Origin of the sequence: Mammaliicoccus sp. O-M54 (assembly GCF_022386035.1) — a bacterium.
Lineage (GTDB): Bacteria > Bacillota > Bacilli > Staphylococcales > Staphylococcaceae > Mammaliicoccus > Mammaliicoccus sciuri_A.
Genome location: NZ_JAJNJE010000001.1, coordinates 705,238 through 723,327 on the forward strand (window position 1 = coordinate 705,238; position 18,090 = coordinate 723,327).

17 protein-coding genes are annotated in these 18,090 nt (G+C 32.2%); 13 read left to right on the forward strand and 4 right to left on the reverse strand.

Annotated elements, in window-relative coordinates:
* Positions 1-18 precede the first annotated feature (18 nt).
* A complete protein-coding gene (locus LQ673_RS03545) occupies positions 19-1,035 on the forward strand; it encodes a CAP domain-containing protein (protein WP_126477044.1) in 1,017 nt (338 codons plus the stop codon).
* A gap of 305 nt (positions 1,036-1,340) precedes the next feature.
* Here LQ673_RS03545 and lexA read toward each other — a convergent pair whose 3' ends face one another.
* Positions 1,341-1,961, reverse strand: coding sequence for a transcriptional repressor LexA (lexA, locus tag LQ673_RS03550; RefSeq protein WP_025905896.1), 621 nt, complete (start codon positions 1,959-1,961; stop codon positions 1,341-1,343).
* Between the two features lie 144 nt (positions 1,962-2,105).
* Between lexA and sosA the strand changes: the two genes are divergently transcribed.
* The 6 genes from sosA (at position 2,106) to LQ673_RS03580 (ending at position 6,442) form a co-directional block, all read left to right on the forward strand.
* Positions 2,106-2,315, forward strand: a complete 210-nt coding sequence (sosA, locus tag LQ673_RS03555; protein ID WP_025905898.1) for a DNA damage-induced cell division inhibitor SosA — start codon at positions 2,106-2,108, stop codon at positions 2,313-2,315.
* A gap of 77 nt (positions 2,316-2,392) precedes the next feature.
* The gene (locus LQ673_RS03560) at positions 2,393-2,629 is read left to right on the forward strand and encodes a DUF896 domain-containing protein (protein WP_126477042.1); all 237 of its coding nucleotides are present in this window, start codon (positions 2,393-2,395) and stop codon (positions 2,627-2,629) included.
* 85 nt (positions 2,630-2,714) lie between these two features.
* Positions 2,715-4,703, forward strand: a complete 1,989-nt coding sequence (tkt, locus tag LQ673_RS03565; RefSeq protein WP_191835534.1) for a transketolase — start codon at positions 2,715-2,717, stop codon at positions 4,701-4,703.
* A gap of 127 nt (positions 4,704-4,830) precedes the next feature.
* Positions 4,831-5,061, forward strand: coding sequence for a YneF family protein (locus LQ673_RS03570; RefSeq protein WP_025905903.1), 231 nt, complete (start codon positions 4,831-4,833; stop codon positions 5,059-5,061).
* Positions 5,062-5,246: 185 nt separating this feature from the next.
* A complete protein-coding gene (locus LQ673_RS03575) occupies positions 5,247-5,933 on the forward strand; it encodes a cytochrome c biogenesis CcdA family protein (protein WP_078104443.1) in 687 nt (228 codons plus the stop codon).
* 38 nt (positions 5,934-5,971) lie between these two features.
* Entirely contained in the window at positions 5,972-6,442 is a 471-nt protein-coding gene (locus LQ673_RS03580; RefSeq protein ID WP_037587925.1) for a CcdC family protein, read from the forward strand.
* Positions 6,443-6,462: 20 nt separating this feature from the next.
* Here the strand turns inward: LQ673_RS03580 and LQ673_RS03585 are convergent, their stop codons facing one another.
* Positions 6,463-6,969 carry a DUF2621 family protein gene (locus LQ673_RS03585; protein WP_025905909.1) on the reverse strand — a complete coding sequence of 169 codons (507 nt, stop codon included), beginning with the start codon at positions 6,967-6,969 and terminating at the stop codon, positions 6,463-6,465.
* Between the two features lie 75 nt (positions 6,970-7,044).
* Between LQ673_RS03585 and sbcD the strand changes: the two genes are divergently transcribed.
* The 3 genes from sbcD to LQ673_RS03600 all read left to right on the forward strand — a co-directional run bounded on the left by sbcD (position 7,045) and on the right by LQ673_RS03600 (position 11,913).
* Complete coding sequence (sbcD, locus tag LQ673_RS03590; RefSeq protein ID WP_191835535.1) at positions 7,045-8,172, forward strand: exonuclease subunit SbcD; 1,128 nt, start codon at positions 7,045-7,047, stop codon at positions 8,170-8,172.
* Between the two features lies 1 nt (position 8,173).
* Entirely contained in the window at positions 8,174-11,197 is a 3,024-nt protein-coding gene (sbcC, locus tag LQ673_RS03595) for an exonuclease subunit SbcC (protein ID WP_191835536.1), read from the forward strand.
* Between the two features lie 95 nt (positions 11,198-11,292).
* Positions 11,293-11,913, forward strand: coding sequence for an SCO family protein (locus tag LQ673_RS03600; protein ID WP_191835537.1), 621 nt, complete (start codon positions 11,293-11,295; stop codon positions 11,911-11,913).
* 68 nt (positions 11,914-11,981) lie between these two features.
* On the opposite strand, the gene mscL is transcribed toward LQ673_RS03600, so the two are convergent.
* A complete protein-coding gene (gene mscL, locus LQ673_RS03605) occupies positions 11,982-12,341 on the reverse strand; it encodes a large conductance mechanosensitive channel protein MscL (protein WP_025905918.1) in 360 nt (119 codons plus the stop codon).
* A gap of 200 nt (positions 12,342-12,541) precedes the next feature.
* On the opposite strand from mscL, the gene LQ673_RS03610 reads away from it, so the two are divergent.
* The 3 genes from LQ673_RS03610 to menI all read left to right on the forward strand — a co-directional run bounded on the left by LQ673_RS03610 (position 12,542) and on the right by menI (position 17,733).
* Complete coding sequence (locus tag LQ673_RS03610; RefSeq protein ID WP_037587932.1) at positions 12,542-14,167, forward strand: glycine betaine uptake BCCT transporter; 1,626 nt, start codon at positions 12,542-12,544, stop codon at positions 14,165-14,167.
* Positions 14,168-14,414: 247 nt separating this feature from the next.
* Positions 14,415-17,123: an aconitate hydratase AcnA gene (gene acnA / locus LQ673_RS03615; protein WP_126477033.1), complete on the forward strand. Its 2,709-nt coding sequence runs from the start codon at positions 14,415-14,417 to the stop codon at positions 17,121-17,123.
* Between the two features lie 163 nt (positions 17,124-17,286).
* On the forward strand, positions 17,287-17,733 hold the full coding sequence (gene menI, locus LQ673_RS03620) for a 1,4-dihydroxy-2-naphthoyl-CoA hydrolase MenI (RefSeq protein ID WP_025905924.1): 447 nt from the start codon (positions 17,287-17,289) through the stop codon (positions 17,731-17,733).
* Between the two features lie 53 nt (positions 17,734-17,786).
* On the opposite strand, the gene LQ673_RS03625 is transcribed toward menI, so the two are convergent.
* Positions 17,787-18,086, reverse strand: coding sequence for a HesB/YadR/YfhF family protein (locus tag LQ673_RS03625; RefSeq protein WP_025905926.1), 300 nt, complete (start codon positions 18,084-18,086; stop codon positions 17,787-17,789).
* Positions 18,087-18,090 lie beyond the last annotated feature (4 nt).

Consider the following 18,090-nt stretch of genomic DNA (forward strand, 5'->3'; position numbering starts at 1 on the left):
AACAAGTGAGGTGACGACTTGAGAAAAGTATTCTTTTTATTTATGTTGCTATTATGCTTAACACTTATCAAGCCAGTCCCAGAATCAGATTTGTCTAGACAAATTGGGCAAAAAGTATTGAACGTTCAACAAGGATTACAACACGAAGAAACAGCTAAGAAAGTTGAACTGAAGACACCAGATGACCAAGAATTTGCGATTAATAATATTCAAATCAATCAAACAAAGAACGAAGTAGAAAAGAAACTTGGTAAACCTAAGCGTATAACTGCTAATGAATATAACGAGAAATGGCATGTGTATCATAACGACTATCATGAATTTGTGATGGTAAGTTATGATCATGACAAAGTAACTGGTTTATATACAAACCAAGACCTTATAACTTCTAAAAAAGGTATCACAAGTAAAATGAACAAAGATAAAGTTCGTTCTATACTTGGAGAACCTGAAAAAGCAATAGAAAAAGACAAAGTGAAACTCATACAAAATGATGAAGATTATGATGTTTTCAAATTTGATAACATCTATACAACCGTGTTTTATGATAAACATGAAAATAATCAAATTAAAGGTATCATGCAGATTGCATCATCAACTGAAGATAAACGAACGAATCAGTATCATGCAGCTTCTGATGAATACAAAAAAGCTTTAGAATTACAAAACTTTGATCTTGTAAATGCTGAACGCGTACAGTTTGGACTACCTACATTAGCTTATAATGAGCGTGTTAGTGAAACTGCAAGAAAGCATAGTCAAGACATGGTGAATAATGATTATTTTGATCATAATAACAAACAAGGTATGTCTCCATTTGATAGATTAGATCGAGATGGTTTTAATTATGTTACTGCTGGGGAAAACTTGGCTTATGGTCAAATCAGTAGTATATATGCACATCATGGTCTTATGAATTCACTTGGACATAGAAAAAACATTTTAAATAAAGATTATAAAGAATTAGGTGTAGGTGTCGATATTGGTGAAGAATTACAGCCATATTGGACGGAGAACTACATCACGCAACAATAGAAAAGAGATAAATGATATTATCTTATCAACGTTGATATAATTAAATCGAGAAAAGTCAATATTTCATATTTCCTTAAATGTTTAACACATGTTGTTTCTAGTAATTTTGATTGGTGAAATAACATATAAAGGGGTAGTTTTACATGGAAAATAAAGAAATAAAACGAAAAGATTTAGATGTCTTAGAACGTATTAAAGAATTATTAAATAAAAAAGATGTATCATAAATATATGACAAGTAAAGAAAGAACTCGATAAAGGGAATATGAAAAAAGGAGATGCAATCGCATCTCCTTTTTGTTATGTTACATTTCTCTAAACAAACCAACAACTTTACCTAATACTGTAACGTTATCTAAATAAATAGGTTCCATTGTACTGTTCTCTGGTTGAAGTCTATATCTCGTTTCTTCTTTGTAAAAACGTTTAACTGTAGCTTCATCATCTTCTGTCATTGCAACTATGATATCACCATTCTCAGCGATTGATTGACTACGTACGATTACTTTATCGCCGTCTAGTATACCAGCTTCGATCATGCTATCACCGACAACATCTAATATAAAGATATTGCTATTATGCGTTGATGTGAAATGTGCTGGTAATGGGAAGTATTCCTCTACATTCTCTACAGCTGTAATAGGTATACCTGCTGTAACTTTACCGATAACTGGAACGTGAATGGTGTTCTCTTGGTTAATGTTCTCTCCAACTGTTTCTGTAATTTCTATAGCTCGTGGTTTAGTTGGATCACGTTTAATGTAGCCCTTTTCTTCTAGTCTTGATAAATGACCATGTACTGTAGAGCTTGACGCTAAGCCGACTGCTAAACCAATTTCACGTACGCTAGGCGGATAGCCTTTCGTTTGTACTATATGTTTGATGAATTGATATATTTCAGATTGACGTTTAGTTAATTCTTTCATAGTCGCACGCTCCCAATTAATTATTTAAATTTATTATAGCACATACGTTTCCTTTGAACAAACATTTGTTCGTATTTTTATTGACTACGAACAGTTGTTCTGTTATTATGATAATACAAACAAACGTTCTAGGAGGAATTGAGTATGACAATTACAATTAAGAAGACAGTATTAGTGTATATAGCAGTATTCTTAATGACTCTATTAATTGGATATTTATATTTAGCTCAGTCTAATGATCTTTATAATACAGAACAAACGTACGAAATGACCGATCATCAAATTAAACAACAAAGCGATAAACAACATAACCATATATCTGATTCCAATACATTAGTAGGGTCAATAGATTGAATTTAAACACGAGTAAATCCATTTGGATTTACTCGTGTTTTTTGGTATCTTTTATGTATAAAGAAAGTGGGGATATTATGCTAGAAAAAGCAAAAATAGAAAGAATCAATGAATTAGCGAACAAAAAGAAATCTGAAGGTTTAACAGATAGTGAAGCTAAAGAACAATCAAAATTACGTGCTGAGTATTTACAAGCTTTTCGCGGTAATTTTAAAAATACAATCGAGAATACTAAAATCATAGATCCAGAAGGTAATGATGTAACTCCTGATAAGGTAAAAGAAATTCAAAAAAATAATAATATAAGAAAGTAAGTATAAATTAAGTAATAATAATTAATTTTTGAAAAAATATCATGTATAATGAAAAGGGATTACAAGAATAAAGGAGACTACATTTATGTTTAACGAAAAAGATCAACTTGCAGTAGATTCAATCCGTGCTTTAAGTATAGATGCTATTGAAGCAGCTAACTCAGGACATCCTGGTTTACCAATGGGTGCTGCGCCTATGGCATATGCATTATGGACTAAGCATTTAAATTTCAATCCTCAATCTAAGAACTATTTTAATAGAGACCGTTTTGTATTATCTGCTGGTCATGGTTCTGCATTACTATATAGTTTATTACACGTTTCAGGTAGTTTAGAACTTGAAGAAGTGAAGAACTTCAGACAATGGGATTCTAAAACACCTGGACATCCAGAATTTAGACATACTGATGGTGTAGAAGTTACAACAGGACCTTTAGGACAAGGTTTTGCAATGAGTGTTGGTATGGCAATGGCTGAAAAACACTTAGCAGGTAAATTTAATAAAGATAAATACGATGTAGTAGATCATTACACATATGTTTTAGCAAGTGATGGTGACTTAATGGAAGGTATTTCTCATGAAGCAGCTTCATTAGCAGGTCACTTAAACCTTGATAAATTAATCACTTTATATGATTCTAATGATATATCATTAGATGGTGAATTAAATAAAGCATTCTCTGAAAATGTTAAAGAAAGATTCATATCATATGGTTGGAGCTATATCTTAGTTGAAGACGGTAATGACTTAGAAGCTATTGATAAAGCGATTACTGAAGCGAAAACATTAGAAGGTCCAACATTAATCGAAGTTAAAACAGTTATCGGTTATGGTTCACCTAACAAAGCGGGTACTAATGGCGTGCATGGTGCACCATTAGGTGAAGAAGAACGTGAATTAGCATTAAAAGCATACGGTTTAGATCCTTCTAAACGCTTTAATGTACCGCAAGAAGTATATGATATCTTCAGTGAAACGATGCTTAAACGTGCAAATGAAGACGAAGCAGCTTGGGAAAAATTAGTTGAAGCTTACTCAAATGAATATCCTGAATTAGGACAAGCATTTAAACAAGCTATTTCTAATGAATTACCAGTTGATTACGATAAAGAATTACCAGTTTATGAAGCTGGAAATAGCAGTGCAACACGTGCGGATTCAGGTGAAGTGATTCAAGCATTAAGTAAATCAGTACCTGCATTCTTTGGTGGTTCAGCTGACTTAGCATCTTCAAACAAATCAAATGTTAAAGGTGAAGCTGACTTTAGTAGCGAAACTCCAGAAGGACGTAACGTTTGGTTTGGTGTTCGTGAATTCGGTATGGCTGCTGCAGTTAATGGTATGGCAGTTCACGGTGGTGTTAAACCATATGGTGCAACATTCTTCGTATTCAGTGACTACTTGAAACCAGCTGTAAGACTTTCAGCAATCATGGGTGTACCTTCAACATTTGTATTCACACATGATTCAATTGCTGTTGGTGAAGATGGTCCAACACATGAACCAGTTGAACAATTAGCTGGATTAAGAGCGATTCCTAACTTAAACGTTATTCGCCCTGCAGATGGAAACGAAACAAGAGTAGCATGGAAAGTAGCTTTAGAATCTGAAACAACACCAACAGCTTTAGTATTAACAAGACAAAACTTAACAGCATTAGATGTTGAAGAATCAGTATTAGAAGAAGGCGTTCGTAAAGGCGGATATGTTGTATATCGTTCTGAAATTGAACCTGAATACTTATTAATCGCATCTGGTTCTGAAGTTTCATTAGCTGTAGATGCAGCTAAAGATATAGAAGCACAAGGTAAAGGTGTACAAGTTGTATCATTACCTAACTGGCATGCATTTGATCAACAAGATGCTGAATATAAAGCATCAGTATTACCAGCATCAATCACAAAACGTGTAGCTATCGAAATGGCATCTTCTCTAGGTTGGCATAAATATGTTGGCCTTGAAGGTAAAGTCATTACAATTGATACATTCGGTGCAAGTGCGCCTGGCGACTTAGTAGTTGAAAAATACGGATTTACAAAAGAAAATGTATTAAACCAAGTATTAAGCTTCTAAAGAATGTTAAAAAAGCCTCATCCAAGAAACTTGGCTGAGGCTTTTTCATTTTAAACATTAAGTTTCATCTTGATAAAATGTAATGAATTTAGTAAACTTTTATAGGATACAGAAAGTGGGTGAAATAATGGCAACGTGGTTAGCAATATTATTAATCGTCGTGGCATTAATCGGTGGGCTTGCACTTGGATTCTTCCTTGCACGTAAATATATGATGGATTACTTGAAAAAGAATCCACCAATTAACGAAGAAATGTTACGTATGATGATGATGCAAATGGGTCAAAAACCATCTCAAAAGAAAATTAATCAAATGATGACAATGATGAATAAGAATATGGATCAAAAAATTAAATAATCTTATATTAATCATAAGTAAAAATAAAACGTATAACCGTGATATTTTTAAACGAGTCTCAGACGTATACAATAGTCTAAGGCTCGTTTCTTATTTTGTTTAAGTTTTCACTTATTGTTCAAATAAAGGTGTTTTAACTTAATTGTTATTTGATAAAATAGAATATGAGTGAGAGGGGGATCATTGTGGAAATCACAGTATTTGTAGCTTTTGGTGCAGGAATATTAAGTTTCGTATCTCCTTGCGTATTACCTATTTATCCAGCGTTTATTTCTTATATAACAGGCATGAGTTATGACGACATCAAAACTAAAGGACTTAGTCGTAATGCAATTTTACATACGATTATCTTTTTGCTTGGATTTAGTGTTATATATATGATACTTGGAATGGGTATAGGATATATTTCTGGTATGCTGATTAATTACCAAACGCTAATCAGGCAATTAGGTGCCATTATTATTATAGTATTTGGTCTCATTATATTAGGTGTATTCCAACCACAATTTTTAATGAAAGACCGTAAAATAAATTTCAAGACGAAACCCACAGGTTATATAGGTACTTTTCTTATAGGTATGGCATTTGCTGCAGGATGGACACCTTGTAATGGTCCGATTATTGCAGCGATTGGTACGTTGGCTGCTACTAATTCATCACAAGCATTACTTTATATGTTGTTATATGTATTAGGATTCAGCATTCCATTTTTCGTACTGACATTCTTTATAACTAAATTACAAATTATTAAAAAGTACAATGTTGCTATCATGAAGTTTGGTGGTATAATTATGATAATTATGGGAATATTACTGTTCTTTGATTTATTAACGGAGATCACGATATTCTTCCAATCATTAGGTTTAAATTAAATATTATTGATATTTCGTACTTATAAGGGGTTTTAGATATGTATTTCCTTTTTTCATTTGTAATAGCAGCTTTAATGGGATTGGCAGTTATTGTTGTTAGAATGAAAGCACAAAATTATCCAACGAATGCTAAAAAGATTGTATTACCGCCATTTTTTATGGCTACAGGTGCATTGATGTATGTTGTACCGTACTTTAGATTAAATGGCAGTGAAATTATAGAAGCAATTTTAGTTGGTTTGTTCTTTTCTCTATTTCTTATCTTTACTTCTAACTTTGAAGTTAAAGGAACAGAAATTTATATGAAACGTTCTAAATTATTTCCGGTTATTTTAATATCGTTATTAATCATTAGATCAGTCGGTAAATTTTTCTTAAGTGATTCAATCGATCCGGGTCAATTAGCAGGTATGTTTTTCTTACTTGCATTTAGTATGATTGTACCTTGGAGAATTGCTATGTATGTTAAATATAAAAAATTAAAAGACCGTATGCCAATTGTAAATTAAAAAAACAACGCACATCTCAATTATTGAGTGTGCGTTGTTTTTGCATTTGAAATTTCTTCTCTATGATCAAAGATAGAAAATTTATTCTTCTCATCATCAGCTAATTCGAACAATTTTAAATATGGTGTATAATCTATATTAAGTTCGGTTAGCTTTTTCTTCATGAATTTGTGATCTCTTTTTGGTGTTGCTACGATATATCCTCTCATGATATGGTCAAGTTCGATTGTTGTGGCATGTTCTTCTAATGCAATTTTAGAAACACGTCCACCTATCTTTTCTTTCGCAACATCCCTAAATAATTCTGGAACAGGTGAAACGAGTTCGTTTAATAAACTTCGCGCTTCATCATTCCATAATGGTAAAGCTTTATTAATGTAGTAGTCTTGCCAATCAAGTTCACTCATACCATTATCTTTAGGCATACGTTTTAAGAATTTACGAAACATAAAGAATCCACCGATTGCAAGTAACGAAATAAATACGATGCACCATAAAATAATAAAAAATATAAATGCGTTACTCAATGAAATCACTCCTTAGATTTAGTATAAATGAAGCGTTTCAACCTGTCTAATAAATATTATAAAAGGAGCTATAAAATGAAAATTTTACATACTGCTGATTGGCACATTGGTAAAACCATCAATGGTCAATCCTTAATAGAAGATCAAAAGTTTATACTTTCAAAATTATTCGATGCAATTAAAGAACATCAACCAGATATTGTTGTGATTAGCGGTGATTTATATGACTTACACTACCCTAATAAAGAGGCAATGGTTGTACTTGAAGATGCCCTTTCAACAATCAATTTAGAACTTAACACGCCAGTAATAGCCATAAGTGGTAATCATGATGGTAAAGAACGTTTAAACTACGGAGAAAGATGGTTTGAAAAAACTGGTTTAAAAATTATAACAGGTTACGATCAGTTGTTTGAACCTATTAAAGTCAATGATGTCAATATATACGTGATGCCTTACTTTACACCTGCTGATATTAGACATGTATTTGAAGTAAAAGATATTCATACACATCAAGAAGCGACTGAATTTATTGTTAATAAAATGAAAGAAGTTATAAACGAAGATGAAACGAATATTTTAATAGGTCATTTATTCGTTGCTGGTGGTGAATCGACAGACTCTGAAAGACCTTTATCTATTGGGACTATAGAAACAGTCAGTGCGCAAACCTTTGATATATTCGACGCTGTATTATTAGGGCATTTACATCACCCGTTTGCAATACAGTCCGATTACATATTTTACTCTGGAACGCCAATGCAATATTCATTTTCAGAGGCAAACCAAGCTAAAGGATATAGACTATTTGATTTTGGTCATAAATCATTTAAACAGTCATTTATACCAATAGAACCTAGAAGAGCATTTCAAGTGATACAAGCAAGCTATGAAGATGTCATACATGAAAAATTAGACATCAAGCATAGAGATGATTATTTTCACTTTAAATTATCTGATATGGACCATGTGACAGATCCGCTCATGAAGATAAGAAGTATATATCCGAACACACTTCAAATATCTAGGCAAGATTATGAAGTTGCAAATGATGAAATAGATGTAGATGTTCATACTTTGACGGATCTAGAGATTATTGAATCTTTTTACGATCATGTAACGGGTGAACCGTTAGAAGGTATAAAAAAAGAGAAAATTATCGCATTGCTAGAAAATGATTTAAATAAGGGGGCACAAGAATAAGATGAGACCTTTATTATTAAAGATGCAATATTTTGGACCATTTATAAATGAGCAAGTGGATTTTACACATTTATCTAAATCACAATTGTTTTTAATATGTGGTAAGACAGGGTCAGGAAAGACGATGATCTTTGATGCGATGGTTTATGCTTTGTTTGGTAAGACATCGACAGAATCGCGTGAAGAAGTTGATTTACGAAGCCATTTTGCTGATCCTAAGTTACCAACAAAAGTAGAATTTGAATTCGAAATTAAAAATGAGCAATATAGCGTCGTTAGAACTGTGAAATACATTAAAGAAGGTAATAAAAACCCAACGAATGCGACAGTTGAAGTTTATAAAAAAGTAAATGATAAGTGGTCATTAGAAACGAAAAGTATTAATACCAGTAATGATTATTTAAAAGCATTATTACATATGAATGTTAAACAGTTTAGACAAATATTGATTCTTCCACAAGGTGAATTCAAACAGTTTCTCGTATCGAACAGCACAGATAAAAGAAGTATATTAAGAACACTATTCGATAGTAATCGTTTTGAGAAGTTACAAGAACAATTAGAACTAGAAATGAAGAAAGAAATTGCACTAATCGAAAGTCACTATCAAAAAATCACACAGTATATAAATGATATGCATGATTTTGATGATGAAACGTTACAAGAACATAAACAAGTTGAAGGCTATCGTTATAAAGTGATTCAAGAGGCATTATCGTCATATGAAGCGGTAGGACAAGAAAAGTTAAAAGAACTAACAGATTTGAAATCTAAACAACAGCAACAAGTTAGTGAACTTGAAAGTGCCTTTGAAAGAGAGAAGACATTAAAAGAAAACTTTGAAACGTTAAAAGTTAAAGAAGCAGAATTAAATCAGTTGAAAAGTGAAGAAAAAGAAATCAATGATTTAAAGAAACAAGTCAAATACTTAAAAAGTGTACAGTCTTTAACTTATCAATATCATCAACTTAAAGATAAGGAAATCAACCATACAAACGAATTACAAAATGAAGAAGTACTTCAAAAACAAATAAGTGACAATGCGCAAAAATTAGAAGCAATTGTACAACAAATAAATGATCTGCATAAAGAACATGAACAAATTGAAGAATATAGAGCATTTGTTCAAAATACGAAGCATATAAAAGTAAATATTGAAAAATATATAGAAGCAGAACAAGACATAGTAAAACAACGAGAAAAACAAGAAACTTTAAAAAGGGCAATTGAACAAAATAAGCAAGAAACAGATGAACTTCATACTAAGCTTGGAGAAATAACATATGACGAACAAGATGAGCAAACACAATTAAAAGAACAAGAAACAATGAAGTTAACATTACAAGGTCTAGAAACAACACAAAAGCTGTATGCAGATAAACAAGCATTAGAAGAGAAAATACAAGCATATAATCGTCAATTAGTAGAATATGAAAATGAAAAAACATCACTCGAACAACATAAAGATGCCGAAAAGTCATTTGATATTTTGAATGTTGAAGATGAAATATTAAAAATTCAAAAGCATGTTCATAAAGGTGAAGATTGTCCTATATGTGGATCAATCATAGAAACAATTAATGGAGATGTTGATTTTGAAAGCTTAAAACAAGAAAAAGCGAAACAATTAGAAGTTGAAAACCAGTTGCAAGAAGTGAATCAACACATTACGACTTATCAAGAAAGAATTAATTTAACGAATGAACAATTGAACAAGCTAAGTGATGTTAAGGATGTGCAAAAGGATATAGCATCACTGAATGAAAGACTTGAACAAATAGTGAGTACTTTAAAAACATATCAAGAGAATCGTCAGCATATTCAACATCTAAAAAAAGAAATAAGTGCAGCAGAAAAGCAGATGACAGAACACACATTACAATTAAATGATTTAAATCATAAAGTATCGACATATGAGAATGATTTAGCGTACTTTAAAAAAGAGACGGGATACAATGAAGTATCATCATTTGTTGAACGAGTGAATACGCTAGAACACACATTATCTAAGTTTGATCAAAGTATGAAACAATTGAACGAACAACAAGAACAATATCAAAAAGATAAGCAAACATTACAAATGCAACATGCTACAGTAAAAGAACGTTTATCAATGATTGAAGAACAAATTAAATCTACAAAAGATTATTTAAACACTGAAATGAACAAACATGACATTTCATCATATGTTCAGTTAGATGAATTGTTGTTACAAGTAGAGGATATTGATCGATTAGAAGAAAGTGCTCAGCAATATGATAAAAAATATATAGAAGTTGAAGCGGTCGTTAAAGAACTTAGTAAAAAAGTGAAAGATCAAGAAATGCCTGATATCGCTAATAGAGAAGAACAATTAGTAAGTGCTAAAGATTCTCTAAACAATTTAGTTAAACAATTGAATCAACTGCAATTAAAGGTTGAACAAAATGATCAAAAATCTAAAGCAATTCTTAATGTGATTGATAAGATTAATCAAGACCTTAAAGAACAAGAAGAAATGATTGATTTATCGAGAACGATGAATGGGAAGAATAGCCAGAAATTATCATTGGAGAACTATGTGCTGATTTATTATTTAAACCATATATTAGATAATGCAAATAGACATTTTCTTAAAATGACGAATAATCGTTATCAACTCGTGCGTAGAAAAGAGAAATCACAAGGATTAAGTGGTTTGGAAATTGAAGTGTTTGATAGATTTTCAAATAGAACGAGACATATTACGTCATTATCAGGAGGAGAAACATTCCAAGCGTCGTTGTCATTAGCGATAGGATTGTCGAATGTTGTGCAGCAAGAAGCGGGTGCTATTCATTTAGAATCGATGTTTATCGATGAAGGATTTGGTACGTTAGATGCTGAAACTTTAGAAACTGCGCTCGATACACTCGTTAATATACAAATGTCCGGTCGTTTAGTAGGTATTATTTCTCACGTATCTGAATTAAAGACAAGAATTCCTACCATTTTAAATGTAAACAAGAATGGATTTTTAAGTACAACAGCATTCTCAAATAATTGAATGACACATCAAAGACATAATTAGATTAAATTGTGTATTTAAGTTGTGATTTTTATTTGATATATTTTAACTAACAGAGTTATGGGAGTGTTAGGATGAAAAAGGGAATATTTCTAATATTGGTTGCAAGTATGATGATGATAATGAGTGCATGTAGTAATAATGCGATTGAACCGGACAGTCAATTTGGCAATAAAATGCAGTCATTCAATGTAACTGATCAAGATGGTCATAAATTTTCACAAAAAGATATGAAAGGGAAAGTGTATATAGCTGATTTTATCTTTACGAATTGTGAAACAGTTTGTCCACCAATGACATATAATATGAGTACTGTTATTGATCAACTTGAAAAAGATGGCGTTAAAAATTATGGGGTATTAAGTTTTAGTGTAGATCCAGAAAATGATACACCGAAAAAACTTAAAGATTACGTTAAACAATATAATGTACCAGATAACAAATGGACGTTATTAACAAATTATGATTTTAAATTTATTAAACAATACGCACAAGATAACTTTAAATCAATCGTGGCGCCACCACCAAAAGGTAGTACACAAGTTACACATGGTACAAGTTTCTATTTAATAGATCAGAATGGAAAAATCATTAAATCATATAGCGGACAGGATGCTGGGGATAAAAAATTCCCTAAATCAGAAATTGTAGCTGATGTTAAAACATTAGTAGAAGAAGGTCCAGTTGAAGATTAATAAAGATATCAAAAAAACCATCGATTATTGAACAATCAATAATCGATGGTTTTTTAAATATGTAAAACTTACTTTTCGCGTAAAGCGTCGCGGATTTCTGTAAGTAATACAGTTTGTTCGTCAACTTCTTCTTCTTCTTCGCCTTTTTTCATAACAGTATTTGCAATTTTGATGAATACAAATAGTGCGAATGCGACGATTAAGAAGTCAATGATAGATTGGATGAATAGACCGTACTTGATACCCATTAATGACCATTTTTCAGCGAAGTCTACTTCTCCAAAAATTAATCCAATAAGTGGCATTATGACGTTCTCAACTAAAGATGTAACAATTTTGTTAAAGGCAGCACCAATAACAACGGCGATTGCTAAATCTAAAACGTTACCTTGCAAAGCAAAGTCTTTAAATTCTTTTAATAATGACATATTAAACACCTCCTTATCGAATTTTATCATACATGAATATGGCATAAAAAGAAATAGTCAATTTGATTTTAGGTGTAATATTTGTTAAAGTGTTGAATGTTGCTGTTTTCATATATCACTTATTTGAAAATATCACGAATAAAATAAGTTAAAACGGGAATACATATTTTAAAGTTTGTTATTTTGAAAGGAGAATTATAATGGCCAATATTCCAACGTATCCAAATGGAAGAAAAGTTTCAAATGTTTTTACAATTAGTGCCATAGTTGTTGCAATCATTGTTGCACTTGGTGTTATTTTTCCAACTCAGTTTGGTGAGATAACTGGTAATATCAGTGCATGGATTTCAAAATACTTTGGTTGGTATTACATGATTATTACAATTGGTATGGTATTTTTCTGTGTTTTCATTATATTTAGCCCAATTGGAAAGTTAAAATTAGGTAGACCACATGATAAACCAGAATTTAATACAATTTCTTGGTTTGCAATGTTATTCAGTGCTGGTATGGGTATCGGACTTGTATTCTACGGTGCAGCTGAACCAATGTCTCACTTTGTTTCACCACCGAATGCTGATCCAGAGACGAAAGCAGCGATGACTGAATCAATGCGTTCTACATTCTTACATTGGGGTTTCCATGCTTGGGCAATTTACGGAGTAGTTGCTTTAGCATTAGCATATTCTCAATTTAGAAAAGGTGAACCTGGTTTATTATCTAAAACATTAAGACCAATTTTAGGTGATAGAGTTGATGGTCCTATAGGTATCATTATTGATGTGTTATCAGTATTCGCAACTGTTGTAGGGGTTGCCGTATCATTAGGTATGGGTGCTTTACAGATCAATGGTGGATTAGAATATTTATTTGGAATCCCAAATAATATCGTTATACAAGGTATCATCATCGTTATTGTAACGATTTTATTCTTAATGAGTGCATGGAGTGGACTAAGTAAAGGTATCCAATATTTAAGTAACTTAAATATTGTTTTAGCTTCACTATTACTTATTGTCACTTTAATTATCGGTCCAACAATTTTAATTGCAAATATGTTTACATCATCAACAGGTGCGCTATTCGATTCATTCTTATTCAATAGTTTTGATGTAGCACCATTAAATCCTCAAAAGAGTGAATGGTTAAATTCATGGACACTTTATTATTGGGGTTGGTGGATGAGTTGGAGTCCATTCGTAGGTATATTCATTGCCCGCGTTTCTAGAGGACGTTCAATTCGTGAGTTTATTTTAGGTGTTATGCTTGTACCAACAATCATTAGCTTTATTTGGTTCAGCGTATTTGGCGTAACAGGTATTGAAGTAGGTAAGAAGACACCAGAAGTCTTCAAAATGACTACTGAAACTCAATTATTTGGTGTATTTAATGAATTACCAATGGGTGCGATTCTATCAATTATTGCATTAGCATTAATATGTACATTCTTTATAACTTCTGCAGACTCTGCTACATTCGTTCTAGGTATGCAGACAACTTATGGATCATTAGAACCATCAGGTAGAGTGAAGATTGTATGGGGTGTTGCACAATCACTTATTGCATTCGTGCTATTATTATCTGGTGGAGATACTGGATTAAATGCATTACAATCAGCAGCAATCATTTCAGCATTCCCGTTTAGTTTCATTATCATTATGATGATTGTCGCTTTCTATAAAGATGCAAACCAAGAAAGAAAATATCTTGGATTATCGATTACACCGAATAAGCATCGTATGAAAGAATATGTAGAAAAATCTAAACGAGAATATGAACAAGAATTAAAAGAACAACGTCGTTTAGCAAGAGAAATGGAAGATTAATAAGTTAAAGACTGAGACAAATTGATGTCTCAGTCTTTTTTTAAAATTATAGTTGATAATCATTATCAATTAATAACTAAAAATTATGTATATTTGAAAATACATAAGAAAAACTTATAGTATCCTATTATAAACTTGAATGGTAAATATATTCATTTTTAAGCGCAATGTATTGTTTTACTAAAGTATTGATTATACAATTGTATATGAAGCATTAACTTGCACAATTTTAAAGGGGGAACTAATAATGAGCTCAAGTTTAAAAGAACAATCTAAAAAATCTTTTGAATTGAACGGCAAAACATACACGTTTTATAGCTTAAAAACATTAGACGAATTAGGTTTATCTAATGTTGATAAACTACCTTATTCTATTCGTGTATTATTAGAATCAGTATTAAGACAATTTGACGGACGTGTCATAAAAGAAGAACATATTATGAATTTAGCAAAATGGGGTAAATCTAACGATGCTAATGCAGAAGTACCATTTAAACCATCACGTGTTATTCTACAAGACTTCACAGGTGTACCTGCAGTTGTAGACTTAGCTTCTTTACGTAAAGCGATGGATGATGTTGGTGGAGATGTTTCTAAAATCAACCCTGAAGTACCTGTTGATTTAGTTATTGACCACTCTGTACAAGTAGATAGCTATGCATTACCAAATTCATTAGAAATGAATATGAAATTAGAATTTGAACGTAATATCGAGCGTTACCAATTCTTAAACTGGGCAACAAAATCATTTGATAACTATCGTGCTGTACCACCAGCTACTGGTATTGTTCACCAAGTTAACTTGGAATACTTAGCAAGTGTTGTACACATTAGAGAGGAAGAAAATGAACTTGTAACTTACCCAGATACTTTAGTAGGTACTGACTCACATACAACAATGATCAACGGTATTGGTGTATTAGGTTGGGGTGTAGGTGGTATTGAAGCCGAAGCAGGTATGCTTGGTCAACCTTCATACTTCCCAGTTCCTGAAGTTATCGGTGTTAAATTAACAAACGAATTACCACAAGGTACAACAGCAACTGACTTAGCTTTACGTGTAACTGAAGAGTTACGTAAAAAAGGTGTTGTAGGTAAATTTGTTGAATTCTTTGGTCCTGGTGTAGAAAAATTACCATTAGCAGACAGAGCAACAATTGCTAATATGGCGCCTGAATATGGTGCTACATGTGGTTTCTTCCCAGTAGATGATGAATCATTAAGTTACTTACGTTTAACTGGACGTTCTGAAGAACAAGTTAATGTTGTAGAGAAATACTTAAAAGAAAACAACATGTTCTTCAATGCTGAAAATGTAGAACCAACATACACAGATGTTGTTAATCTAGATTTATCAACAGTTGAAGCATCATTATCTGGTCCTAAACGTCCACAAGATTTAATCAAATTAAGCGACATGAAAAAATCATTTGTTGAATCAGTGACTGCACCAGCAGGTAACCAAGGTCATGGTTTCGATAAATCAGAATTTGATAAATCTGTAGATATTGAATTACAAGATGGTACGAAGACTTCAATGAAGACTGGTGACATCGCAATTGCAGCCATTACTTCATGTACAAACACTTCTAACCCATATGTAATGTTAGGTGCAGGTTTAGTTGCGAAAAAAGCAATCGAAAAAGGCTTAAAAGTACCAGATTACGTTAAGACTTCATTAGCACCTGGTTCAAAAGTTGTTACAGGCTATTTACGTGACGCTGGATTACAAGAGTATTTAGATGATCTTGGATTCAACTTAGTTGGTTATGGTTGTACAACTTGTATCGGTAACTCAGGTCCATTATTACCTGAAATTGAAAAAGCGATTGCTGACGAAGATTTACTTGTTACTTCAGTATTATCTGGTAACCGTAACTTCGAAGGTCGTATTCATCCATTAGTTAAAGCGAACTACTTAGCATCACCACAATTAGTTGTTGCTTATGCATTAGCTGGTACTGTTGATATCGACTTACAAAATGATCCAATCGGTAAAGGATCTAATGGTGAAGATGTATTCTTAAAAGACATCTGGCCATCAATTGAAGAAGTTAGAGACACTGTATTATCAGTTGTTACACCTGAATTATTCAGAGAAGAATACAAAACAGTATTTGAATCTAATGAAGTTTGGAATCAAATTGAAACGACAGATCAACCATTATATGACTTTGATCCTAATTCAACATATATCCAAAACCCTACATTCTTCCAAGGTTTATCTAAAGAACCACAAGATATTCAACCTTTAAGTGATTTAAGAGTAATGGGTAAATTTGGTGACTCAGTTACAACTGACCATATTTCTCCTGCAGGTGCAATCGGTAAAGATACACCAGCTGGTAAATACTTGCAAGACCATGATGTAGCAATTAGAGACTTTAACTCATACGGTTCTCGTCGTGGTAACCATGAAGTTATGATGAGAGGTACTTTTGCGAACATTCGTATTAAGAACCAATTAGCACCTGGAACTGAAGGTGGATTCACAACTTACTGGCCAACAGAAGAAGTAATGCCTATCTTTGATGCTTCAATGAAATATCAAGAAAATGGTATTGGTTTATGTGTACTTGCTGGTAATGACTACGGAATGGGTTCTTCTCGTGACTGGGCAGCTAAAGGTACAAATCTTTTAGGTGTTAAAACAGTTATTGCTCAAAGTTACGAACGTATTCACCGTTCTAACCTAGTTATGATGGGTGTATTACCTTTACAATTCAAAAAAGGTGAATCAGCAGATAGCTTAGGTTTAACTGGTAGAGAAGCCATTTCAGTAGATATTCATGAAGGTGTTAAACCACGTGATATTCTTAAAGTAACTGCTACTAGCGAAGATGGTAAAGTTACAGAATTTGAAGCTTTAGCTAGATTCGACTCAGAAGTAGAAATTGACTACTACAGACACGGTGGTATTCTACAAATGGTATTAAGAAACAAATTAGCACAATAATATAAAGCTAATTCATATACGAGCAGTAGATATTCTTTGTAAATTGAATGTCTACTGCTTTTTATATGAAAATTAAATATATGTATTTAAAAGAATATAATCACAGGCGTAATTATATTTATGTTATGATTAGGTTAAGGAATTTAGAAAGAGGGATTGAATCATGATTTATAGTGAAACACCAATAGATGTTAGATATGCAGAGACGGATAAAATGGGCGTTGTTTATCACGCAAATTATGCGATTTGGTTCGAAGTAGCGAGAACAGATTACATTTATAAAGCGGGATTTAGTTACGCAGATATGGAGAATGCGGGGATTATATCTCCTGTAGTTGATTTGAATATTACTTATAAAAAGTCTATAACATACCCTGAAAAAGTTATCATTAAAACGTGGATTTCTCATTATTCACCTATAAGATCAATTTATTCTTATGAGATATTAAATGAACAACGAGAAGTCGTATCAACAGGATCAACAACGCATGTATGCTTGAAAAAAGGTTCAAACAGACCAATTAGATTAGATAAGAGTTTCCCTGAATGGCATAAAGCATATTTAAAAATTCATGAAGAAACTGAACAAGGTGTAGATCGTAAACTATAATAAATAAGCAGATGTGTTTCGCTAAATACACGAAATACATCTGCTTTTATAGTTTATCTTGAAGCTTTGACTTCATATTTAATTTCTCCATTATCATTTAAATCAATTACTAAGTCATTATCATCAAAGTACCATAAATCTTTTTCATCAATAAAAAATGGAATATCGTTTTTCTCGTCTTTAAAACCAACTTCAGAAGAACTTAATTCTTCTACAGTAAATGCGGGTGAGAAGCCTTGTTTTAACTGAAATTCACCGCCATAACGAACGAAAAATCGTAAGGCTTGATCATCATTGAATTCTAATTCGTCTTTAAACCATTCGATAGCTTTTTCAGTAATTTCTAGATTCATAGTG